The organism is Microbacterium sp. cf046 (assembly GCF_900114345.1).
Lineage (GTDB): Bacteria > Actinomycetota > Actinomycetes > Actinomycetales > Microbacteriaceae > Microbacterium.
Genome location: NZ_FOZJ01000002.1, coordinates 164,817 through 187,524, shown reverse-complemented (window position 1 = coordinate 187,524; position 22,708 = coordinate 164,817). Strand labels below are relative to the sequence as shown.

Below are 22,708 nucleotides of genomic sequence, written 5' to 3'. Positions count from 1 at the left end.
GCGCAGACCTCAGTCCTCGGTGCGCGCCAGACCTTCGGCGTCGGCTTCCGCTTCGGCCTCGTCGAGCCCGGCCTCGTCGAACTCGCGAGGCTTCACATATGGATCTGCGTCGCCCGCGTACTGCGCTGATGCCGCAAGCCCGGCGACTGCCTCATCGCGTTCCCGCGCCTCCTGCAGGAGCGCCGCGATGTGGTCGGCGTTCTCGGGGATCGCATCGAGGAAGAACTCCAGCGACGGCGTCAGCCGCGTGTTGAGGTTCTTGCCGACCTCGGTGCGCAGCATCCCGGTCGCGGACTTCAGCGCCGCCGCGGTGTCTGCGCGAAGCGCTTCGTCGCCCATCACGGTGTAGAAGACCGACGCGTGCTGCAGGTCTCCGGTCACCTTGACATCGGTGATCGTGACGAAGCCGAGGCGCGGATCGCGCAGCCCCTTCTCGAGTCGCTCTGCGAGCACCACACGGATCCGGTCCGCAACTCTCGCCTGACGTTCTCCAGCCATCTCTCCTGCCTTCCTCCGCGCTGACCCGGCGGAGGCCCGGGGAATCCCGAGCCTCCGCCGTCGAATGTCAGCTCCGCGGCTTCTCGACGAGCTCGGTCGTCTCGATCTCGTCGCCGATCTGGATGTCGTTGAACTTGCCGAGACCGATGCCGGCCTCGAAGTCCGTGCGCACCTCGGTGACGTCGTCCTTGAAACGACGCAGCGACTCGATGGCCAGGCCATCGGCGACCACGACGCCGTCGCGGATGACGCGCGCCTTCGCGTTGCGCGTGATCGTTCCGGAGCGGACGATGACACCCGCGATGTTGCCGAACTTGGAGGAGCGGAACACCTCGCGGATCTCGGCGACACCCGACTGGACCTCTTCGAACTCCGGCTTGAGCATGCCCTTGAGGGACTGCTCGACGTCGTCGATCGCGTTGTAGATGACCGAGTAGAAGCGGGTGTCGACGCCTTCGCGCGACGCACGCTCGCGTGCCTTCGTGTCGGGCCGAACGTTGAAGCCGATGATGATCGCGTTGTCGATCGTCGCCAGGTTCACATCCGACTCGGTGATCGCACCGACGCCGCGGTGGATGATCCGCAGCTGCACCGACTCGTCGACCTCGATCTTCAGGAGCGACTCCTCGAGCGCCTCGACGGCACCCGACACGTCGCCCTTGATGATGAGGTTGAGCGACTCGACCTTGCCCTCCTGGAGCGCACGGGTGAAGTCCTCGAGCGAGATGCGCTTGCGGGCCTTGGCCAGCTGCGCGTTGCGCTCGGCCGCTTCACGCTTCTCAGCGATCTGACGGGCCAGGCGGTCCTCGTCGGTGACGATGAAGGTGTCGCCGGCGCGGGGCACGGAGTTGAGCCCCTGCACCTGCACGGGACGCGACGGGTACGCCTCGGCGACCGGGTCGCCGTTCTCGTCCGCCATCGCGCGCACGCGGCCGTAGGCCGTGCCCGCAACGATCGCGTCGCCGACCCGGAGCGTTCCGGACTGGATGAGCACGGTGGCCACCGATCCGCGGCCCTTGTCGAGCTTCGCCTCGATCGCGACACCGCGGGCAGCCTTGTTCGGGTTGGCCGTGAGGTCCAGACCCGCGTCCGCGGTGAGCAGCACCGCGTCGAGCAGCTCCTGGATGTTCGTACCCGCACGGGCCGAGACATCCACGAAGATGACGTCGCCGCCGTACTCCTCTGCGACCAGGCCGTACTCTGTGAGCTGCTGGCGCACCTTAGCCGGGTTGGCGTCGGGCTTGTCGATCTTGTTCACCGCGACCACGATCGGCACACCGGCCGCCTGGGCGTGGTTGAGCGCCTCCACCGTCTGCGGCATGATGCCGTCGTCGGCGGCGACCACGAGGATCGCGAGGTCGGTCACCTGCGCACCGCGAGCACGCATGGCGGTGAACGCCTCGTGACCCGGGGTGTCGATGAAGGTGATCGCGCGCTCGATGCCCTCGTGCTCGGTCCAGACCTGATACGCACCGATGTGCTGCGTGATGCCGCCGGCCTCGCCTGCGACCACGTTGGTCTGGCGGATGGCGTCGAGCAGTCGGGTCTTTCCGTGGTCGACGTGACCCATGACGGTGACGACCGGAGGACGGATCTCGAGGTCTTCCTCGTTCTCGTTCTCCAGCTCGGCATCCAGGTCGAGTCCGAAGCCCTCGAGGAGCTCCTTGTCCTCGTCCTCGGGCGAGACCATCTGGATCTTGTACCCGAGCTCGGCGCCAAGCACCTCGAAGGTCGCCTCGTCGAGCGATTCGGTCGCGGTCGCCATCTCACCCAGGTTGAACAGGATGGTGACGAGGGTTCCGGGCTGGACCGTGTAGCCGGTCAGCGTCTCGATCTTGTCTGCGAAGTCGGAGATCGACGCGCCGCGGCGCATGCGGATGATCTCGCCGTTGCCGCGCGAGACGTTGACGCCGCCGACGACCGGCGCGTCCCTCATCTCGAACTCTTGACGCTTCGCCCTGCGCGACTTGCGCTGCTTGGACTTGCCGCCGCCCTTGCCGAACGCGCCGGCCGTACCGCCGCCGGGACCACGCCCACGACCGCCGCCACCACCAGGACGACCCGCGAAGCCACCCGCGGGTGCAGCGCCGGGAGCGCCGCCAGGGCGCTGGAAGCCGCCACCGGCACCGCCGGGGCGACCGGGGCCGCCGGGACGCTGCTGGAACGGAGCGCCACCGGGACGACCCGCACCGCCGGGACGGCCGGGGCCACCCGGACGCGCGCCGGGCGCACCCGGACGCGGAGCACCGGGACGCGGTGCCTGCGGACGCGGGATGTTCCCCGGGCTCGGGCTCGGACGCTGGCCCATGCCCTGCGCGCTCGCGAAGGGGTTGTTGCCCGGACGCGGACCGGCGGGACGCTGGCCCATGCCCTGCGCGCTCGAGAACGGGTTGTTACCGGGGCGCGGAGCACCCGCGGCACCACCCGGGCGCGGAGCGCCCGCTGCCGCGTCATCTGCGGGCTGCGCCGGAGCGGCAGGGGCCGCCGACGATGCGGTGGGCGCCGGAGCGGACGCGGCCTGCGCTGCGGCGGCCGGCGCCTCAGCAGGCGCGGGCGCCTCAGCGGGGGCGGATGCCGCCGGAGCCGCGGGTGCGGCCGGGCGCGGCGCGGCCGGACGTGCTGCACCGGGACGCGCACCGGTCGCGGGCGCCGAAGACGCCGACGACGTCGCGGGCGCTGCAGGCGCGGCCGCAGCGGCCTTGCCTGCGCCGTCCGCCTCGAGGGCGGCGCGGAGCTTGCGAGCCACTGGGGGCTCGATCGTTGATGAGGGGCTCTTGACGAATTCGCCGAGCTCCTTGAGCTTTGCAAGAGCGATCTTGCTGTCTACACCGAGTTCGGAAGCGATCTCGTGTACGCGTGGTTTGGCAGCCACAATTCTCCTGTCTGGGTTGGTCCACCCAGGCAGGGCAGACCTCAGTCGCGGACGGGTCTCATTTCGAGCCGTTCACTTTGTTTCCATAGCCGTTCAGCCGTTTCTCGAAGGTCTGCGTGTCCAGAGGACCTGCCACACGCAATGCCCGCACGAAAGCGCGGCGCCTGAGTGCGGCATCCACGCATTCATGTGTCTCGTGCACCCACGCACCCCGTCCCGGCAGCGATGCCCGCTCGTCGGGGACGAGAGTGGAATCGACGGCCACGACTCGCAGGAGTGTGGACCGGGGGGCACGCGCGCGGCATCCGACGCACGTTCGTACGGGTTCTATCTTACACCTCCGGGCTGGGCACCCCGCCTTGACGGCGACGCCCGCTCAGCTCTCCAGCACGCTGTCGGGCTGGATGTCGATCTTCGCGCCGGTGAGCTTCGCCGCGAGGCGCGCATTCTGGCCCTCCTTGCCGATCGCCAGCGAGAGCTGATAGTCGGGCACGAGCGCGCGCACGGCCTTCGTCGACTGATCGAGGATGAAGCTGGAGGTCACCTTGGCGGGCGAGAGCGCATTGGCGACGAACTTGGCCAGCTCGGGGTCGTAGTCGACGATGTCGATCTTCTCGCCGCCGAGCTCCTCGGTGACCGCGCGGACTCGGCGCCCGAGCTCGCCGATGCAAGCACCCTTGGCATTGATCGTCGGGTCGTTGGCGCGGACGGCGATCTTCGTGCGATGGCCCGCTTCGCGTGCGAGCGACACGATCTCGACCAGTCCTGCATGGATCTCCGGGACCTCGAGCGCGAAGAGCTTGCGCACCAGGCCGGGGTGGGTTCGCGAGACCGTGATCTGCGGGCCCTTCGTGCCCTTCGCGACCGATGTCACGTAGACGCGCAGCCGCGAGCCGTGCGTGTACTCCTCGCCGGCGACCTGCTCCTCAGGCGGGAGGATGGCCTCGATCGAACCGAGATCAACGTGCACCATGCGCGGGTTGGGCCCCTGCTGCACGATGCCTGCGACGATGTCGCCCTCCTTGCCGCGGAACTCGCCGAGCACGGCGTCGTCGGCGATGTCGCGGAGGCGCTGGCTGATCACCTGCTTCGCGGCGAACGCGGCGATGCGCCCGAAGTCATCCGGCGTGGTCTCCTCTTCGCCGATGACCGCACCCTCGTCGTCGATGAGGGGCACGAAGATCGCGACATGACCGGTCTTGCGGTCCAGAACGGCGCGCGCGCCCTCGGGCAGCTCGCCCGAGGCGGTGGTGTGCTTCGCATAGGCGGTCAGGATCGCCTGCTCGATGATGCGAACGAGCTCATCGAACGGGATCTCCTTCTCTCGCTCAATCGTCCGCAAGAGTGACAGATCGATGTCCACAAGTGACCTCCCTATTCAGCTGTCGCCGTCACGCATCACGCGCGCGGCACCCCTCCAAGGTACCGGATGCCGGGGCCCCGGATCTGGGAGAACTCTGGCGGGCCGCACGTAGGCTGACCCGGTGGACTCCACAGCACCCAAGCGCGTCGCCCGGGAGGCGGAGCAGAACACTCCGTTCCGCGGGCTCGCCCGTGCCGGGTACGCCGCGAACGGTGTCGTGCACATCCTGATCGGCGCGATCGCCCTCGTGGTCGCATTCGGCGGGAAGGGCATGACGGACCAGTCCGGTGCGCTGACGGCGATCGCGACCGCGCCGCTCGGGTTCGCCCTCCTTTGGATCATCGCGATCACGCTGTGCGCGCTCGGGGTTTGGCAGATCCTCGAGGGGATCCTCATGCGAGCCGCATCGGAGGACGCACCGGCGCTGGCGAGCAAGTGGGGCCGGCGCGTCGGGGCGTGGGGGCAGGCGGCGATCTTCATCGCCCTCGGCGCGATCGCAGCATCGGTCGCCCTCGGCGCCCGGGTCGACGCCGAGGAGGCCACGGAGAATGCCAGTCGCGGGCTGATGTCGATTCCCGGCGGTCCGATCGTGCTCGTCCTCGTCGGCATCGGCATCGGAATCGGCGGCATCGCTTTCGTCGTGATGGGGGCCCGCCGGTCCTTCCGCAGCAAGATCGAGATCCCCGAGCACGGCGTCGGCCGCGGAATCGCCGGGCTGGGTGCGGTCGGCTTCATCGCCAAAGGAGTCGCTCTCGCCATCGTCGGAATCCTGCTCGTGGTCGCCTCGCTCAGTTCGGATGCCGACACCGCCGGCGGACTGGACGGCGCCCTGCGGGCGATCCTCGCCCTCACCCTCGGACCCTGGCTGGTCGCGGCCGTCGGGCTCGGCTTCATCGCGTACGGGCTGTTCTGCCTCTTCCGCGCCCGCTACGCGAAGCTGGGGGAGGCGTAGGCCGCGGCATCCACACTGTCAACCCCCTGGGTGGAGCGGCCTCCCGATGTGAGCCTCGAGACATGGCTGATGAAGTGATGACCCGGACCGACGCGATCGCCCGACTGAAGGAACTCGTGGAAGACATCGACTTCACGATGCTGACCACGCAGGACCCGGCGGGAAACCTGGTGTCCCGCCCCATGAGCACCCGCGAGATGGACGAGAACGGAGACATCTGGTTCTTCACCGCGGACGACACGAAGAAGGTCGACGAGGTCGAGGCCGACCACGACATCGGCCTGGCTTACCTCGACTCGAAGAGTATGCGGTTCGTCTCCGTCGCCGGACGCGCACGCGTGGTGCATGACGACGCCAAGATGAAGGAGCTGTACACGGCGTCGCTCGACATCTGGTTCGAGGACGGACTGGAGACGCCGGGGATCGCCCTGCTCAAGGTGACACCGGTCGAGTGCGAGTTCTGGGAGCCCAAGCACGGCAAGCTCGTGATGGCCGCCGGAATGCTCAAAGCGCTCGTCACGAAGGGCACGCCGGATGACACCATGCGCCACGAGAAGATCAGCTGCTGAGAACCGATCCGCCTGCGGGTACCCGGCAGGCGCGGCCCCTCGCCGGGTGCTGTCCAGCCGTCCCAGCAAGTTTCGATACACCATTGCATCCGAACGGGTCGCGGTGCATCATGAGCATGACGAGCGATCGTCACGAATTGTGGTGAGACGCCCCACAGGGTTGTGGGACGTCGGTACAGCATCCTGAGCTGGGTGGACAGGATGATCCGTCTTGAAGGGACTCCTCGCCGTGTCCGAATTCGACTCGCGTACGACCGCGCCCGCCGACTCACGTTCCGATCGCGAGGTCGCTAAGGCAAGCCGGACGAGCACTTCGTGGAGCGCACATGTCAGGCGGTGAGCTCGGGCCGGATGACGCGATGTCGGTCGCAGGCGAACCGGGCCCCCACGTGCAGTCCACCCCAGCACGCGATGCGCCTCCGGAGGGCGACGCGAAGCCTGAGCATCGACGAACGCGGCCCGGGGCGATCGAGATCATCGCCCTCGCACTCGGCGCCGCCGCAGGCCTGAGCTGCCTGCTCCTGCTGGCTCCGGCGTCGAACTCGCCCATCGGCGTTACGGCGACGATCATCTTGGCGCTGGCGGCGGTTCTCTGCGCCATCGTGGCGCTCGAGCGTCGCGGGAAGTCCGCGGTCGCGATCTGTGGCGTCGTCGTGGCCTTGATCGCCGGCGTCTTCACGACCGCAGCGGCTGTACCGGCCCCTGACCTGTACGCCCATGTCTACGGTTACGCCGATGCACCCGGCCCTGTGCTCGACTGTCCGACCACTGCCCCTGCGCCCACCGGGACGGATACCGCCTTCTGGGAGGGCGCCTTCTACGCAACCGAGCTGGGGGCGGACGGAACGAGCGCCTCCGAACCGCTCGCCTTCGAGACCAAGGTCTTCATGTCGCAGACGGCGACGGAGATGCCCGTCATGTCCATGGCGGTCGGCCTACCGGTCGATGTCACGCAGGCAGCGGCGGACGCATCCGTGCCGCCGCCGGAAGGCGGCGTCTATCTGGCGATTCCGGTCACCTACGCGGATCCTGACGAACAAGCGTTCTCATGCGCGTTCTCACCTGCGTGGCCCGCGAGCTGGTGGCTTGCGGAGTCGGGTGAAGAGTTCGAGCTCGTGACGGTATCGATTCCTGACTTCCCCACCCTGGAGGACGGCGGTGTCCCGAACCCGACCGGCGACTCCCTCGTGTACTACGACATCTTCGATGTCAGTCCGGAAGCGGCGGCCGGCGGCAGCTACTACACGGTGCTCCTCACGCCCGATGCGTCAGAGCAGTACGTCTACTGGGGCGGAGCAGACCGATGATGCCGACCGAGATCCATCCCGACGCGGCCCCTCCTTCGGCTGCCGCGCCGCGCGAGCGACCGCCGACGCTCGTCATTGCCGCGTTCTATCTGTGGTGGCCTCTCATCATCGGTCAATCTGTGATTCTCGCGTACCTCGCGCTCACGCTCGTTGAAGCCGCGAGGGTCGGAGGACCCGCCTGGGACGTGCTGTTCGTCGACCCGCCCACCGTCGTCCCCCTGCTGCTCTTGATCACGCTGGAGGTCGCCTTTGCGCTCACCATGCGCGGCGGAAGCAGAGTTGCGCGAGCGGTCTTGCTGGCGCTCGCGGCGGTCACCATTGCGTTCGCATTCCTGGTGGGCATTCCTGACCACGGAACGCGTACGCCGGTGGTCCAGACGACCGCGGAGGTGCTTGCCGCATCAGTTCCGGTCGATCTGTCCTTGGTACTGAAGGTTCTTGCAGCCATCGCATTGGTCGCTTCCGTTCTGCCGTTCGTCCCGCCCGCGAACCGCTACTTCTGGAGGCCTCCATACGCACCGACGCCCGATGTCGAGGACGGCTCTCCCGCACAGGGCACGATGCCTCGCCCTCGTCGGCGGATGCCCTGGCAGGTGCTCGTCGCCTTCATCCTCTGGTGGCCGATCATCGTCATCGAGGGGCTCGTGCTCTTCGCTGTGGGGTCGCAGATGGCGTACTACGTCGGACTCGGGATGGGGAGCGTCATCACTGTGTTGTTCGCGGTCGGCGTCGCCCTCCCCCTGCTCGGCATCATCGCGGCCGAGGTGACGCTCGTGCTCTTCCTTCGACGCGGCAGCCGAGTCGCTCGTCGATGGCTGATGTGCCTGGCGATCCCGACGGCACTCCTTGTGATATGGCCGGCCGCGGCTGTCGCGATCGCGGCGATCATGCCGAGGGAAGAGGGACTGGGCGGCGGTTGGATCGCGGTCCAGATCTCGACGATCGGCGGCATCATCGCGGCCCTGGTCATTGCCGCGTCGATCCTGCCGTATCTTCGGCCCGGAAGGCGGTTCTTCAGCGACGAGTCAGGCGCCGACGACTCCGGCGTCACGTCACTCGCAGGGCCCACGGTGCAGGCGACTCCCGCTGCGGAACCACCAGGCCCCGACTCGGCCGAGGCTGTCACCGGCGATCCGCCGGCTGCGTTGCAGACTGACGCTGATCCGATCAGCGCCGACTGAGGCGGGCCAGCGCTTCCGCGATCGTGACCGTCTCGCGGTCGCCCGAACGGCGATCCCACAGCTCGACCTCTCCGTCGGCGGCTCCGCGACCGACGATCACGATCCGCGGGACGCCGACGATCTCGGCGTCGCCGAACTTGACTCCGGGCGACACCTTCGGCCGGTCGTCGTAGAGCACGTCGAGTCCGGCGGCCTCGAGGTCGTCCGACAGCTGCGCGGCGACGTCGAACACGAGCTTGTCCCGGCCGGCGGCGACGACGTGGACGTCGAACGGGGCGACGGAGTCCGGCCAGATGAGTCCCCTGGCATCGTTGTTCAACTCGGCGATGATCGCGAGGATCCGCGTGACGCCGATCCCGTACGAGCCCATCGTGACCGTGACGAGCTTGCCGTTCTCGTCGAGGACCTTCAGGCCCAGGACGTCTGCGAAGAACCGGCCGAGCTGGAACACATGTCCGATCTCCATGCCGCGCGCGAGTTCGACGGGACCCGATCCGTCGGGAGCGGGATCGCCCGCGCGGACGTTCGCGACCTCGACGTAGCCGTCCGTGCCGAAATCCCGCCCGGCCACGAGTGAGTGCACGTGCTTCTGGTCCACATTCGCGCCGGTGATCCACGACGTGCCCTCCACGACACGCGGGTCGAGCAGATAGCGGATGCCGGTCGCCGACTCCTCGCCGAGGATCGCGCCCGTGGGCGACCACGGACCGATGTAGCCCTTCGTGAGCATCGGATTGCGCTCGAAGTCCGCTTCGGTCGCCGCTTCGACGACGGCGGGTGCGAACGCGACCTCGACCCGCTTGTCGTCCACTTCGCGGTCGCCGGGCAGGCCGACGATCACCAGCTCGCGTGTGCCGTCCAGGTGCGTCAGCGCGAGCACCACGTTCTTCAGGGTGTGCGCGGCAGTCCACTCGCCCTCCGCGGGCGCGTCGAGGTGGGCATTGGCATGATCGACGAGCGTCGCGATCGTCGGGGTGTTCGGCGAATCGAAGATGACCGGCTCGCCCAGCCCGTCGAACGGGATCGGCTCCGGCGCGACGGTCGTGAACGCCTCGACATTGGCGGCATAGCCGCCGTCCGAGCGCACGAATGTGTCCTCGCCGATCGCCGTGGGGTGCAGGAACTCCTCGCTGCGCGCCCCGCCCATCAGTCCGTTGTCGGCTGCGACGATCACATACTCGAGACCGAGTCGCTGGAAGATCCGCTCGTAGGCATCACGCTGGGCCATGTACGAGGCGTCGAGTCCGGCATCCGTGTAGTCGAACGAATACGCGTCCTTCATCGTGAACTCGCGGCCGCGCAGCAGTCCCGCGCGGGGACGCGCCTCATCGCGGTACTTGTCCTGGATCTGGTAGATCGCAAGCGGCAGGTCCTTGTACGACGAGTACAGGTCCTTCACGAGAAGCGTGAACAGCTCTTCGTGCGTGGGCGCGAGGAGATAGTCGGCATCCTTGCGGTCCTTGAGACGGAAGATGCCGTTGCCGTACGTCTCCCAACGCCCGGACTGCTCGTACGGGTCGCGGGGAACGAGCGCGGGGAAGTGCACCTCATAGGCGCCGGCATTGGCCATCTCGTCGCGGATGATGCCCTCGATCTTCGCCTTGACCCGCAGGCCAAGCGGCAGCCACGCGAAGATTCCGGGGGCCTGGCGGCGGATGTACCCGGCGCGGACGAGCCATCGATGCGAGGCGACCTCTGCATCAGCCGGGTCTTCGCGCAGTGTGCGGAGGAAGAAGTGCGAGAGACGGGTGACCACGAGGGTCAAGCTTAGACGGGCAGAGCGATCCCCGACCGACTCGGATGACGTGCGATCAGGGGCGCATCATCGCGAAGGCAGCATCGGCGATGGACCCTGCGGCCGACGTCTCACGGATGAAATCGGGGGTCACCATCAGCATGTTGATGCCATCGGTCGCGACGATGACCGAGCCCGATCCCTCGTAGCGATCGAGTCCGGGCGCGATCACCGCCGCCTGGGCGCCCGCGACCTCGAAGGGGACCGAGTTGACTGCCGCGACGGCGGTGGGGAACGCCGACGCCCCGCCCGGGACGATCGACACGTTCACCACCTCGCCCGACGTGTCATCGCCACTGCCCGCAGTGAAGTGGAGGTCGCAGGATGTCCCCGGGACATCGGGGATCGTCTCCGGGGCGGCTCCGCCGACGGGTGCGGAGAAGTCCGACTCCAGGAGGGCGACCCGTTCGAAACCGTACGACACCGGGTCGATCTGCGCGACGAGCTGATCGCAGTCCATCGGCCCCCACCACGACGCGACCCTCTGGGCAGGCGACGGCGATGGGTAGGCGACGACATTCGCCGATACGCGGTCGAACACGCTGCGTATCCCGTCCTCCGTTGTGGTCGCGGGGTCCCCGGACGACCTCACCAGCACCCATGTCCCGTCGATGACGCCGGACAGCGAGCACTGCACCGTCGGGTTGGAGTACCCGAGGTCCGTGCATCCGGGCACGATTCCGTCGGCGACGTCGCTCGGCACGACCTCGACGGGATAGACGAAGACCTGCACCGCCGCGGCCGCGTACGTTTCGGTCGACAGCCAGAGGCAGTCGATGCCACCGAGGAGGTCGATAGCGCCCGTCCTCCAGCGATAGTCGGCGAGGCCGACGGGTATCCCGGCCGCCGTCGTCGCCTCGTCATCCGTCAGCGCACCCTCGCACTCGCCGGCGAACGGCAGCCCCCCCTCTGCGCTCGGCGCGGGGGTGGGAGTCGCGGAGGGCGTCGGCTCGGCGGTCGGCGTCGGTGAGCTCGTCGCCGTGGTCGGCGAGGGAGTCGGCGTTGCCGCAGTCGTGTCGGATCCGAAGATCGCCGCGGTCGTGATCGCAGCACCGGACACCGCGCCGATCAGCACGAGGGCGAGTGCTCCCGCGATGATCTGATTCCGGCGGGAGCCCGCAGGCCGGATGCGCTGCGTCCCCGCCAGGACGAGGTCGCGCATCTCCGCGTGCTCGCGCGGCGTCAGGCCGTCGTCGTTCATGCCCATGATGCCTCCATCGCCGCCATCTCGTCTCGCAGCTTGGACTTCGCCCGCGCCAGGCGCGACTTCACCGTCCCGACCGGGATGCCGAGGGCCTCCGCGGTCAGCTTCTCGGGGTATCCCTCGAGCACTGTCAGGACCACGACGCTCTGCTCTCGCGGAGGCAGCTTCCTCAGTGCCGCCAGGACGCCGCTCTCATCGGACGCGCGCGGGGCCGCGCCATGCTCGCCCACCGGCGTGTGCGCGATCAGCGCGCGGTAGCGCCGGCCGGATCGCTCGAGGTTGCGCGCCGCATTCGACACGGTGTTCAGCAGCCACGGGAGCGGCGATCCCTCGACGAGCCGCACTGCGCTGCGCTTGCGCCACAGCTCGAAGAACGCGATCGTGACGGCATCCTTCGCGTCTTCGCGCGTGGTCAGCAGGCGGCGCGCGTGCCGGAACAGGCGCGCCTCGTGGCGGTCGAACAGGACGCCGAGCGCGGACTCATCGCCCGCGCGCACCCGCACCCACAACTCCACGTCGGCATCGCCCATACCTTGTAGTGTCCGGGACCCGGCGGAAGGTTCACGACCGGCACGAGATATCTGTGCACAGGCCGCGCCGCACCGAGCAGGGGTCACTGCATACGCTGATGTGATGACCACCGTCCTGCTCACGGGCTTCGAACCCTTCGGCGGCGATCAGACCAACCCGTCCGGCGCAGCCGTCCATCTGGTGGCCGCGCAGTGGAGCGGACCCGAGGTCCTGATCACCGCCGTGCTGCCGGTGACATTCGAGGGAGCCGCCGACCGTATGCGCGCCCTGATCGCGGAACACGAGCCGGATGCCGTGATCGCGAGCGGTCTGGCCGGCGGGCGCTCCGCGGTCGGCGTCGAACGCGTCGCGGTGAATCTGATCGATGCGAGGATCCCGGACAACGATGGCGTGCAGCCCATCGATTCGCCGAGCGTCGAAAGCGCGCCGCCCGCGCACTTCTCGTCGCTGCCGGTCAAGGCGATCGCCGGCGCGATCCGGGATGCCGGGATCCCGGCGGAGGTGTCCTTCTCAGCCGGGACCTTCGTATGCAACCACGTGTTCTTCGTCACGATGCAGACCGTGGCGGCGCACGTCCGAGCCGGGTTCATCCACGTCCCGTGCTCGTCCGAGCATTCGCCGAGGCCGGATGCCGCATCCCTGCCGCTCGCGGACATCGCCCGGGCGCTCGAAATCGCGGTGCGCACGACGCTCAGCGTCGGTGAGGACGTGCGCGTGCCAGGTGGCTCGATCCACTGACCGCGCCGAACCCACCGGTCCGGCCCTGTCCTCTGCTACTGGGTCTTGGAGTACTCCGGAACGGTGACGGCGGTGAACGCCGAGCAGTCGCGGATGTCGCAGATCGAGCACTCCGAACCGCGACGGTAGTGCTCATGCGCTTCGCGCACGTGACCGCAGGCACAGAGGTCGGACGAAGATTGTGGAGCCGTGTTGCGAGCGATTCCCATGATCGCGCCTCCTTTGGCCGCCGCATACGGACCTTTTTCGGGGTCGAGATCCGGATACTCGCGTGGGGTTCATTCTGCCCGCCTCGGACGGGCCATGTCCACCGAAGAGGGGACAGGAATCACCCGATTCCCGGGCCTGTCCTCCGAAGAGGGGACAGGAAAACGGCCCGGTTAACGCGATCCTGGCGCGCTGTTCATGCCCAAGAAACACAAGCCCCCCACGCTCGAAGCAAGACACATCGGGAAACCGAGCCCCACACGGACACCTTCACGAGAGGCGAGTTGCGCAGTACCCGGGGTGTTGACAAGACCGCATCGCCGCGTTGGCGAGTCCGGCCAGCGTGAACACCAGAACGGCAATCGCTCTCTCCTCCTCCCCCAAAGGAAAGGCAGTCCCGTGGTCCCCACCGCTCCCCGCCAGCCGCTCGTCTCCATCATCGTTCCCGCCCGCAATGAGGCGAAGAACCTCGAGATCGTCCTCCCCCTGCTGCCCGACGTGCACGAGATCATCGTGGTCGACGGACACTCGGTGGACGGCACCCCGGAGGTCGCCCGCCGAGTCCGTCCCTCCGTCGATGTGATCACCCAGACCCGCAAGGGGAAGGGGAACGCGCTCGTGTGCGGCTTCGAACGCGCCACCGGCGACATCATCGTGATGTTCGACGCCGACGGCTCGGCTGACGCCGAAGAGATCCCGCGCTTCGTGGACGCCCTGATCCGCGGCGCGGACGTCAGCAAGGGCAGCCGCTTCATGGCGGGCGGCTCGAGCGAGGACATCACGTTTCATCGCCAGCTCGGCAACCGTTTCCTGAACACCCTCACCAACGTGCTGCTCGGCACGCGCTACTCCGACCTCTGCTACGGATACAACGCCTTCTGGCGCCGCATCCTGCCCTCACTCGAGCTCCCCGCCGCCGACATCCCGGGGGCCGACGGCCAGATGCTGTGGGGCGACGGGTTCGAGATCGAGACGCTGCTCAACTGCAGGTTCGCGGAGAACCGCCTGAAGGTCGTCGAGGTCCCCAGCGTGGAGCTGCTCCGCATCCATGGGGAGAGCAACCTGCACGCCGTGAGCGACGGCCTGCGAGTCCTGCGGACGGTCCTCGACGAGCGCCTGAACCGCTGGGGCCGCCGCCGCGCCGACCGCCCCGCGATCGCAGCCACCGCGCACCTCGCGGTCAAGGCGCCGTCGCCGCACGTGCCGGCACGCGTCGAGGAGCCCTTCGGCGCGATCGGCTGACCCGTGTCGGTCACCGTCGTCATCTGCGCATACACGCTCGACCGCTGGGATCAGCTCGCCATGGCGATCGATTCCGTGCGCGCTCAGCGGCCCCTCCACGAGACGATCCTCGTGGTGGACCACAACGAGGACCTGTTCGAACGCTCTCGCGACCGCTGGCCGGAGGTCATCGTGGTGGAGAACGCGGGGCCGCGCGGCCTGTCCGCGGGCCGGAACACGGCTCTGGAGATCGCAACGGGATCCGTCGTCGCCTTCCTCGATGACGACGCCGTCGCCGATCCCGGATGGCTCGAGACACTCGTCGCGCCGTTCTCGGACGCGGCGGTCGTCGCGGTCGGCGGCAGCGCCGTGCCGATCTGGCCGGACTCGGCACCGGCGGTGATCCCGGACGAACTGCTCTGGATCGTGGGCTGCAGCTACCTCGGCCTGCCGGAGGCGCCCGGCCCGATCCGCAACGTGATGGGCTGCTCGATGGCGTTCCGTCGTGCACCGCTGATGTCAGTCGGCGGATTCAACCCCGACACGGGACGGGTGGGCAGGCTGCCGATCGGCTGCGAGGAGACCGAGGTCTGCATCCAGCTGCGCCAGGCGGATCCGTCACGCGTCGTCCATTACGCGCCGTCCGCCCGGGTGCGCCACCATGTGAGCGCGGACCGGGTGCGGATGCGGTACGTCCTGCATCGCAGCTGGTGCGAAGGGCTGTCGAAGGCGGCGATCAGCAGGACGGTCGGCAGGCGCGACGCCCTGGCTACGGAGTCGACGTACGCCACGCGCGTGCTCCCGGCCGGTGTGTGGCGGGAGCTCAAGCGCGGCCCTCGCGGCCTGCCCGCGGCGTCGGCGATCGTCGTGTCGGCGGGCGCCGCGGCGGCGGGCTATGCCCGCGGCCGATTCGCGACCGTGCGAACGGGCGCCGCGCGAGCCCCTCTCTCCGAGAGGGTGTCGACGTGACGCACGCCGCACGCCTTGCCACGCCCGCGAGACTCGATGCGACCTCGGGCGTCCGGCGGCGCATCACGACCGATTCGCTCTGGCTGTTCTCGGGCTATGCCGTCACTGCCGCATCCGGGTTCGTCTTCTGGGTTCTCGCCGCCGTCTGGATCCCGCAGATCGAACTCGGGATCAGCGCATCGATCCTCTCGATCGTCATGGCGGCCGCAGCTCTCGCGTCGAACGGCCCGGGCAGCGCCCTGGTGGTGATGCTCCCTCTCGGAGGCGGCGCGGCGCGCGCGGTGCTGGCGCGCGCATACGTCGCCACCGTGGTCATCGCGGCCGGCTTCGGAGCGGCGGCGGGGATCCTCGTGGCCGCGCTCCTGCCCACCGGACTCCCGGCAGCCGCCGTGATCGCGCTGACCACGGCTTTCACCACCGTGTGGGCGATGTTCAACACGCAGACGCTCGCACTGGCCGGTGCCGGAGACGCGCAGGCCACGCTGTTCGTCAACGGGTCGGCCAACCTCGTGAAGCTCGCCCTGCTCTTCGTGTTCGCACTGCCGTTCCTGTGGATGCCGCACGCGTTGGTCGTCGCGACGATCGTGCCGGCCGCGGCCGCCGTACTCGTGAGCGTCGCGATCCTCGTCCCGCGAGCGCTGCGTCGCGAAGATCGTCGGGCAGCGGCGGTTCGGCAGTGGGATGCCGCACTCGCACGTTCCTTCCGCGTGTTCGCAGTGCAGAACTCCGTCGCGGTCGGGCTCGTGCTGTGCGTCGGCCTGTCGCTCTCGTTCGTGGTCACGCTCCTCGCCTCGCCTGCAGAAGGTGCGATCTTCGCCATCGCATTCCAGTTCGGCGCGGCACTGGACCTGCTCGGGGTCGGCGTCGCGACGGCACTCGCGCGCAGCGCGTCCACGCAGTTCCAGCTCAGCGCCGCACTCGCCGGCGGCTACGCCTGGAAGGTGGTGGCGTTCGTGCTCGTGATGGGGCTGGGCGCCACGCTGGTCACACCCGTGATGTTCATGATCCTCGGACGCGGGTACACCCCCCTCTACGGCATGGCCGTGGTGGGCGCACTCGCTGCCGCAAGCGCGATCCGTCCGGGCTATGACCTCTGGTCGGCACTGTCCCGGGCCCGGCAGCGCGTCATGCCCGTGCTGCTGGGCAACGCGCTCTACGTGGCGATCCTCCTGATCCTCGTCATCGCACTCGTCCCCCGGTTCGGCGCGCTGGGTGCGGCCCTGTCCGTCACCGGCGGCGCCGTCGCGCTCGCGGTGGTCGGCGCGACCGGTCTGCACCGGGCGAACCGTCCCACGCCCCATCGAACCGTCCCCGAAGGGATTGCCGCATGACGACTCTCTCCATCCCCCTCGCCATGCCCCTGCACGGCCCCGTCGATCGCGCGGAGGCGACCTGGGTCGGCGCCGTCGACGCCCACCAGCTGACACCCGTGCCGACGGCGGTCCTGCTCGAGTCCGGCCACCTGTTCGATCGGGCCCGCCTCCTGGTGCGCGACCGCGGGTCCGTGCGCGGGTACGTCACGCTTCCGATCGCGGACGGCGGCCTCGACGGCGTCGCACTGGCGCTCGCGGTCCACGAGCTGGCGTTCGTGCCGGCGGCGACCCGACCCGCGGCCCGCCTGATCTCGGTGGTCGTCTGCACTCGTGACCGCGCGGCGCTCCTGCGCGAGGCGCTGGAGGCGATCGCGGCCATCGACTACCCGCTGGTCGAGGTGGTCGTCGTCGACAACGCGCCCGCGACGACCGAGACACACGACCTCATCGCCGACGAGTTCGCCGGCTTCCGATACGTGCGCGAAGACTCGGCCGGACTCTCGCATGCGCGCAACGCCGGCCTTCGCGCGGCATCCGGTTCGATCGTCGCGTTCACGGACGACGACGTCATCGTCGATCCGCAATGGCTGTGGGCGATCGCGGCCGGTTTCGCCCGGGCCGACGACGTTGGCTGCGTCACCGGAGTCGTGCCCAGCGGCGAGCTCCGCAACGACGTGCAGTCGTACTTCGATGCCCGGGTCAGCTGGTCCAAGCTCACGGCGACCCGGATCTTCCGGCTGAGCGAGCCTCCGGCCGATCTGCCGATGTTCCCCTTCTGCGTCGGCGAGTTCGGCACCGGGGCGAACTTCGCCGTTCGGCGCGACCACATGCTCGCGCTCGGCGGGTTCGACACCGCGCTCGGCGCCGGCACGCAGACGAAGGGCGGCGAGGACCTCGACATGTTCCTTCGCATGCTTTACGACGGGCAGTCGATCGTCGTCGACCCGGCCGCGATCGTGTGGCACCGGCACCGCGACGATCTCGACGCCCTCAAGGCTCAGGCCGTCGGCTACGGGCGCGGCTTCGGGGCGTGGGCGACGACGGTCGCATTCGACCCTCGGATGCTCGGCGCCGCAGTGGCCCGCTCGCCGCAGGCCGTCGCACGACTGCTGAACAAGCCGATGTCGACGGTGGACGGGTCGACTGCGCTTTCCGCAGGTGTGTCCTGGCAGGCGAAGGGTGTGGGCAGGCTGGAGCTGAAGAGCGTTCTGGAGGGACCGGCGAGCTACTTCGCCGAACGCAGGGCTCAGCGCGACGCCGGAACACTCGCCGGGCCGACCGGCCGCGGTTCGCAGCTGGAGCGCCGCGTGTGGGCGGCGCTCGCCGCCGTGGGCGGGGTGTTCGGGCTGCTTGCGCTGCTGCCCCTGCCGCCCGGGGTGTCGTTCGCATTCCTCGCGATCTTCGTGCTGGTCGGACCGGGCGCGCTCGTGCGGGCCTGGGTCGAGCTGCCACCGCATTTCGCGCCGATCGTCGTACCGGCCATCGGCATCTCGGCGATCCTCCTCCTCACGACGGGCGTCGTGTTCATCCAGTGGTGGAATCCGGGCCTGTGGCTCCTGCTCACGGCAGCGGTCACCTGCATCGCCGCCGTCGTCTCCTTCGGAGTGAGGAAGCCCGCATGACCGCAACCGCAGCTCTCCCCCAGACCCGACCACCTCGGACCGGCACACCGCTCCGGGCGCGGTGGCGGATCCCGGCGATCATCCTCCTCTCCAGCGTCGTCGCGTGGGCGATCGCGATGCCGACGCTGTATCACGCGGAGTGGAACCTGTTCGGGCTGGTGCCGGCGGGCAGTCCGCTGTTCCCGATCTCGATCGCTCTCGTGACGATCGCGTTCTGCGTCGCCATCGCGTTCGGCGCGACGCGCACCGCCGGCATCTCGCTCGTCGCGACAGTGCTCATGATGCGGCTTCCGACGGCCGTCTCGACGGATGCACCGCTGTACTCCTGGACCTACAAGCACTTCGGTCCGATCGACTACATCCAGCGATACGGCAGCGTCGACATCACCGCCGACATCTATCACAACTGGCCGGGCGCCTTCTCGTTCATCGCATGGGTCAACACGATCACCGGCTCGGAGACGATCGTCATCGCTCAGTGGTTCGCGGTCGGCTCGCAGCTCGCCTTCACGGCGGCGGTCTACTTCCTCGCACGCACGTACGGCTTCACCGCACCGACGGCGCTCGTCGCTGCCTTCGGCGCGCACGTCGCGAACTGGGTCGCCCAGGACTACCTCTCGCCGCAGGCAATCGCATTCGCGCTCGGGATCGTGGTGGTCGCGCTCGTGCTCGCCTCCCAGCGCACGAAAGCGGCGTCCTGGGTCGCCGTGGCGATCTTCGCCGCGATCGTGGTCACGCACCAGCTCACGCCGTACTGGCTGCTGGCCGCGGTGCTCCTGCTGACCCTGCTCGGCCGGGTCCGCCCCCGCTACATCGTCTTGGTGTTCGCTGCGATCGCGATCGGCTACCTGCTCCTGCATCTGGAGGTCGTCTCGCAGTTCGGCCAGCTGCTCAAGTTCGACTTCCTCAGCAACATCCTCACGCCCTCCGCCCGCAACGAGGTGCTGGGTGATCCCAGCGTCGGCCAGGTGGTCAACTCATGGGCGGCTCGCGCCATCACCGCCGTCGTCTGGGTGTCGGCGGTCGCCGTGATCGCGGTCCGCCTGATCCGACAGCGCGGCCAGTGGCGCGAGATCCTCGTGCCCGCCGTCGTCGCCTTCTCGCCAGGGCTCATCCTCCTGGGTCAGGGGTACGGCGGAGAGGCGCTGTTCCGCGTCTACCTGTATTCGATCCCCGGCTGCATGCTGATCCTCGCTCCGGTGCTCACGCGCATCCTCCGCGGCGGCCTCGCTCGCGGACGACGCACCGCGCAGCTTGCCGCCACGGCGGTGCTCACACTGGTCGCCCTCGCGTCCATCCAGACCGCCTACGGCGGTTGGTTCGCAAACCTGGTCACCCCCGAGTCGGTGCGCCTGACGACCGAGGTGCTCAGCGAGGAGGACCCCTCGACGCTGACGATCGGCGTCGCACCCGGTGCCCCGGGCCGGATCGTCGCGGAGTACGTCGACTTCGTCCGCGCCAACCAGCAGTTCGACAGCGGCATCGACATGTGGCTCACATCCTGGCCGGGGTGGGAGGACGAGGAGTTCGCGGACCCGCGGCGCGTGGCTCGGCTGACGGACAGTCTCGTCTGGGAACAGCGCCCAGCCCTCGTGATCATCACCGAGCAGATGCGCGCCTACAGCACCTATTACGGCACGCTTCCTGACGGGGCGCTGGATCGCTTCCAGCGCATCCTCGACAACGACCCGCGGTGGGTCCTGTCCTACGAATCGGATGAGACGCTCGTCTACCGTCTCGATCTGACGATCGGCATCGACTCCTCGGAAGGCGGCTGAGGATGAACACACAGGCGGGAACGATCCAGCGCCCGACGGCGCCGGAGCGCGCGGCGATCGTCCCCGCGGGCAAAGGGATGGCGGGCGCGATCGCCACGACCTACGCCGCGCGCTTCGCATCCCTGATCGCGTACGTGGTGCTGCTGCCGATCGTCCTCTCTGCGTTCGGAGCCGAGGCCTATGGTCTGTACATCCTCACGGTCGCACTGGGCTCCCTCTTCCAGCAGGATCTCGGCATCGGGGGCGCGACCACCCGCTTCATCGGCGTGGCGGTGCCCTCGCGCGACATCGCCCGGATGCGCGCCGTCGCGTCCGCGAGCAACGTCTTCTACCTCGTCGCTGCCGTCGTGCTCTCGGGTGCGACCGCACTCGCCTTCGCACTCACGGTGCCGAACGCGCACTTCGCAGAACAGCTCGAACCCACTGCCTGGGCTCTCTGCCTCCTCGGGGTCGCGAACGTCTTCGTGCTGCTGCTGTTCTCATCGAACCGGCAGGTGCTCACGGGCATCGGCCGGCTGAACGAGGTGAACCTGCTCCTGATCGGCCTCGCGTTGTTCCGGATCGTCCTGACCGTCCTGGTCTGCTGGGCGGGCATCGGCATCGTGGCCGTCGCGATCGTCGACGTCCTCGGCATCCTGGCGTTCGGCATCGCGACCTTCGTGCTGCGCCGCGTGCGCGCTCCCGAGATCACCGCCCGGCTGCGTGACTTCCGCTGGAGCGTCTTCACGGAGCTCTTCCGCGTCAGCTCGCAGCTCATGGTGCTGGGCATCGCCGGTGTCGTGATCATGCAGGCCGGCGGCATCCTCACCGCGCTCCTGCTCCCGATCGCCTTCACCGCCCTCTATGCCGCCGGCCAGCGCATCTATCTGCTGGTCAAGGAGGTGACCGGCTCCCTGGCGACCGCGGTACTCCCCACGGCGTCGATGCGCCAGGGCGGTGCGGACGGGCCACCCAACGGCCAGCTCTACCTCCGCGGGACCGCGCTGGCCAACATGCTCATGACACTCGTGCTCGTGCCCGTGCTCATCTTCATGCCCGAGATCATGCACCTCTGGCTGGGGCCGGCCGGCGCCGGCGCAGCGATCGTGGCTCAGATCCTCGTGATCTCGATGTTCGCGAACAACAATCACCTGCTCGCCGTGCCGATCCTCACCGCACAGGGATCGGTGCGCGGTTACGCGATCCTGCACACGATCTGGGCGATCACCGGCGTCGGTCTCGCGGCGCTCCTCGGCGCACTCATCGGCCTTCCGGGCATCGCGCTCGGTCTCGCCATCCCGATCCTCGTGCTCGAGCCCGCATACGTGCTGATCGCCCTGCGCCGGCTGGAGCTGTCGGGGCGGGACTTCCTCGTCCGGTGCCTCCTTCTTCCGTTTGGAACCGTCGCCCCGCTCGCGGCGATCCTCTTCGCGATCAGCCTCACCGAGCCTCCGGTGCCGCTCATCCCCGTGCTCGCAGGGGCCTGGGTCGTCGCCGCGGTCGTCGTCTCCTACTTCTTCGCTCTTGACCGCACCTCGCGCGCACAGATCAGATCCGCGCTTTCGCGGCGGCGCCGCGCCCCACATCTGCAGGAGGACCCACTGTGAGCGTGACGAACGAGAACACCCCGCTCGAGGACACCCGCGAACCGCATCTCCGCCGCTCCGACCCCTCGGACTACGTCGAGGAGATGCAGCGACGCTCGATCGCCGCTCTCACGACGCTGCACGAGGGGGTCGACTCCCTGATCCTCACCGACTTCCCCGACTACGAGAACATCGGGGACTCGGTCATCGCGCTCGGGCAGGCGCAGTTCTGGCACCGCGCGGGCATCAGGGTCGAGAGCACCTCCTCATGGCGCACCATCTCGCCCCGCGTGTACGAGTCGGCGATCCCGGTCGCGATCCAGGGCGGCGGCAACTTCGGAGGCCTCTACCCTCAGCACAGCGAGCACCGGTACCGGCTGGCCGAACAGCTCCGATCCGACACGCTGCTCATCCAGGAGCCCCAGTCGGTGCACTTCGCCACTGCGCGCGATCGGTCCGACTTCGCTGCCCGGATGGCCCCGCGGTCGCGGCTGCGGCTCGCCGTGCGCGACACCGCGTCGCTGGCGGAGGTCGACGGACTGGTCTCCTCGGTGGTCCTCGCCCCCGACAGCGTGCACATGCTGGGTCGACTCGAGGCCGCCCCGCCGTCGCGCGCGAGCGTCTGCCTGCTCCGTCGAGACCTGGAGAGCGCGCTGGCGGTGGAGATTCCCGTCGGAGCCGTCGACTGGCCCGCGATGACCTTCGCCGACAGAGTCGCCCAGCGCGTCCGCCGGACGGTGCTGGAGGGCGCCGTGACGCGCACGATGAACCGCACCACCGAACGATGGTTCGCGGATGCCGCCACCCGGCTCGCCACGGGCATCGCACTGCTCGCGCCCGGAGAGACCATCGTGACCGATCGGCTCCACGCGATGCTCATCGCCCTCCAGATGGGTCGACGCGTCATCGCGATCGACAACGCCAACGGAAAGCTCTCCAGCTACGCGCGGACGTGGTTCCACGACCTCGACGTCCCCGTGACGTTCGCCCCGGACGTACGCGGTGCCATGGCGGCGGTGTAGT

Annotated in this window: 20 protein-coding genes; 12 read left to right on the top strand and 8 right to left on the bottom strand. The window is 68.8% G+C overall.

Annotated features, from left to right (window positions below; genetic code table 11):
* Positions 1-9: 9 nt before the first annotated feature.
* The 4 genes from rbfA to nusA all read right to left on the bottom strand — a co-directional run bounded on the left by rbfA (position 10) and on the right by nusA (position 4,733).
* Complete coding sequence (rbfA, locus tag BM349_RS07040; RefSeq protein WP_091705534.1) at positions 10-498, bottom strand: 30S ribosome-binding factor RbfA; 489 nt, start codon at positions 496-498, stop codon at positions 10-12.
* Between the two features lie 67 nt (positions 499-565).
* Complete coding sequence (gene infB / locus BM349_RS07035) at positions 566-3,370, bottom strand: translation initiation factor IF-2 (protein WP_091705531.1); 2,805 nt, start codon at positions 3,368-3,370, stop codon at positions 566-568.
* A 58-nt stretch (positions 3,371-3,428) separates the two neighbouring features.
* Positions 3,429-3,701 carry a YlxR family protein gene (locus BM349_RS07030; protein WP_091705529.1) on the bottom strand — a complete coding sequence of 91 codons (273 nt, stop codon included), beginning with the start codon at positions 3,699-3,701 and terminating at the stop codon, positions 3,429-3,431.
* 45 nt (positions 3,702-3,746) lie between these two features.
* The gene (gene nusA / locus BM349_RS07025; RefSeq protein WP_091705526.1) at positions 3,747-4,733 is read right to left on the bottom strand and encodes a transcription termination factor NusA; all 987 of its coding nucleotides are present in this window, start codon (positions 4,731-4,733) and stop codon (positions 3,747-3,749) included.
* Positions 4,734-4,854: 121 nt separating this feature from the next.
* On the opposite strand from nusA, the gene BM349_RS07020 reads away from it, so the two are divergent.
* From BM349_RS07020 to BM349_RS07005, 4 genes are all read left to right on the top strand, one after another.
* Positions 4,855-5,685, top strand: a complete 831-nt coding sequence (locus BM349_RS07020) for a DUF1206 domain-containing protein (protein ID WP_091705523.1) — start codon at positions 4,855-4,857, stop codon at positions 5,683-5,685.
* A 62-nt stretch (positions 5,686-5,747) separates the two neighbouring features.
* Positions 5,748-6,254, top strand: coding sequence for a pyridoxamine 5'-phosphate oxidase family protein (locus tag BM349_RS07015; protein ID WP_091705521.1), 507 nt, complete (start codon positions 5,748-5,750; stop codon positions 6,252-6,254).
* Positions 6,255-6,580: 326 nt separating this feature from the next.
* Positions 6,581-7,561 (top strand): hypothetical protein, encoded by a 981-nt coding sequence (locus BM349_RS07010; protein ID WP_091705518.1) that lies wholly within the window; start codon positions 6,581-6,583, stop codon positions 7,559-7,561.
* Positions 7,558-8,742: a hypothetical protein gene (locus tag BM349_RS07005; protein ID WP_175525232.1), complete on the top strand. Its 1,185-nt coding sequence runs from the start codon at positions 7,558-7,560 to the stop codon at positions 8,740-8,742. Before BM349_RS07010 ends, BM349_RS07005 begins: the two co-directional genes overlap by 4 nt.
* On the opposite strand, the gene BM349_RS07000 is transcribed toward BM349_RS07005, so the two are convergent.
* The 3 genes from BM349_RS07000 to BM349_RS06990 are packed head-to-tail and all read right to left on the bottom strand — an operon-like array spanning position 8,729 to position 12,271.
* Entirely contained in the window at positions 8,729-10,498 is a 1,770-nt protein-coding gene (locus BM349_RS07000; protein WP_091705512.1) for a proline--tRNA ligase, read from the bottom strand. The genes BM349_RS07005 and BM349_RS07000 overlap by 14 nt on opposite strands.
* A gap of 55 nt (positions 10,499-10,553) precedes the next feature.
* Positions 10,554-11,744 carry a hypothetical protein gene (locus tag BM349_RS06995; protein ID WP_091705509.1) on the bottom strand — a complete coding sequence of 397 codons (1,191 nt, stop codon included), beginning with the start codon at positions 11,742-11,744 and terminating at the stop codon, positions 10,554-10,556.
* Entirely contained in the window at positions 11,735-12,271 is a 537-nt protein-coding gene (locus BM349_RS06990; RefSeq protein ID WP_091705507.1) for an RNA polymerase sigma factor, read from the bottom strand. The genes BM349_RS06995 and BM349_RS06990 overlap by 10 nt, the downstream gene beginning before the upstream one ends.
* 103 nt (positions 12,272-12,374) lie before the next feature.
* Here BM349_RS06990 and pcp point away from each other — a divergent pair, with 103 nt between their 5' ends.
* On the top strand, positions 12,375-13,010 hold the full coding sequence (gene pcp / locus BM349_RS06985; RefSeq protein ID WP_091705506.1) for a pyroglutamyl-peptidase I: 636 nt from the start codon (positions 12,375-12,377) through the stop codon (positions 13,008-13,010).
* 35 nt (positions 13,011-13,045) lie between these two features.
* Here pcp and BM349_RS18725 read toward each other — a convergent pair whose 3' ends face one another.
* Positions 13,046-13,219 (bottom strand): hypothetical protein, encoded by a 174-nt coding sequence (locus BM349_RS18725; protein ID WP_175525231.1) that lies wholly within the window; start codon positions 13,217-13,219, stop codon positions 13,046-13,048.
* Between the two features lie 397 nt (positions 13,220-13,616).
* On the opposite strand from BM349_RS18725, the gene BM349_RS06980 reads away from it, so the two are divergent.
* Genes BM349_RS06980 through BM349_RS06950 form a run of 7 tightly spaced genes read left to right on the top strand, consistent with a single transcriptional unit; the run spans position 13,617 to position 22,707 of the window.
* Positions 13,617-14,459 (top strand): glycosyltransferase family 2 protein, encoded by an 843-nt coding sequence (locus BM349_RS06980; RefSeq protein ID WP_254773776.1) that lies wholly within the window; start codon positions 13,617-13,619, stop codon positions 14,457-14,459.
* A gap of 3 nt (positions 14,460-14,462) precedes the next feature.
* Positions 14,463-15,407, top strand: a complete 945-nt coding sequence (locus BM349_RS06975) for a glycosyltransferase family 2 protein (RefSeq protein ID WP_091705501.1) — start codon at positions 14,463-14,465, stop codon at positions 15,405-15,407.
* Entirely contained in the window at positions 15,404-16,738 is a 1,335-nt protein-coding gene (locus tag BM349_RS06970) for a polysaccharide biosynthesis protein (protein ID WP_091705499.1), read from the top strand. The genes BM349_RS06975 and BM349_RS06970 overlap by 4 nt, the downstream gene beginning before the upstream one ends.
* Entirely contained in the window at positions 16,735-18,342 is a 1,608-nt protein-coding gene (locus BM349_RS06965) for a glycosyltransferase (protein WP_217645658.1), read from the top strand. The genes BM349_RS06970 and BM349_RS06965 overlap by 4 nt, the downstream gene beginning before the upstream one ends.
* Positions 18,339-20,120 (top strand): hypothetical protein, encoded by a 1,782-nt coding sequence (locus BM349_RS06960; protein WP_091705497.1) that lies wholly within the window; start codon positions 18,339-18,341, stop codon positions 20,118-20,120. Before BM349_RS06965 ends, BM349_RS06960 begins: the two co-directional genes overlap by 4 nt.
* Positions 20,121-20,122: 2 nt before the next feature.
* Positions 20,123-21,706 (top strand): lipopolysaccharide biosynthesis protein, encoded by a 1,584-nt coding sequence (locus BM349_RS06955; RefSeq protein ID WP_091705494.1) that lies wholly within the window; start codon positions 20,123-20,125, stop codon positions 21,704-21,706.
* Positions 21,703-22,707 (top strand): polysaccharide pyruvyl transferase family protein, encoded by a 1,005-nt coding sequence (locus BM349_RS06950; protein ID WP_091705491.1) that lies wholly within the window; start codon positions 21,703-21,705, stop codon positions 22,705-22,707. Before BM349_RS06955 ends, BM349_RS06950 begins: the two co-directional genes overlap by 4 nt.
* Position 22,708 lies beyond the last annotated feature (1 nt).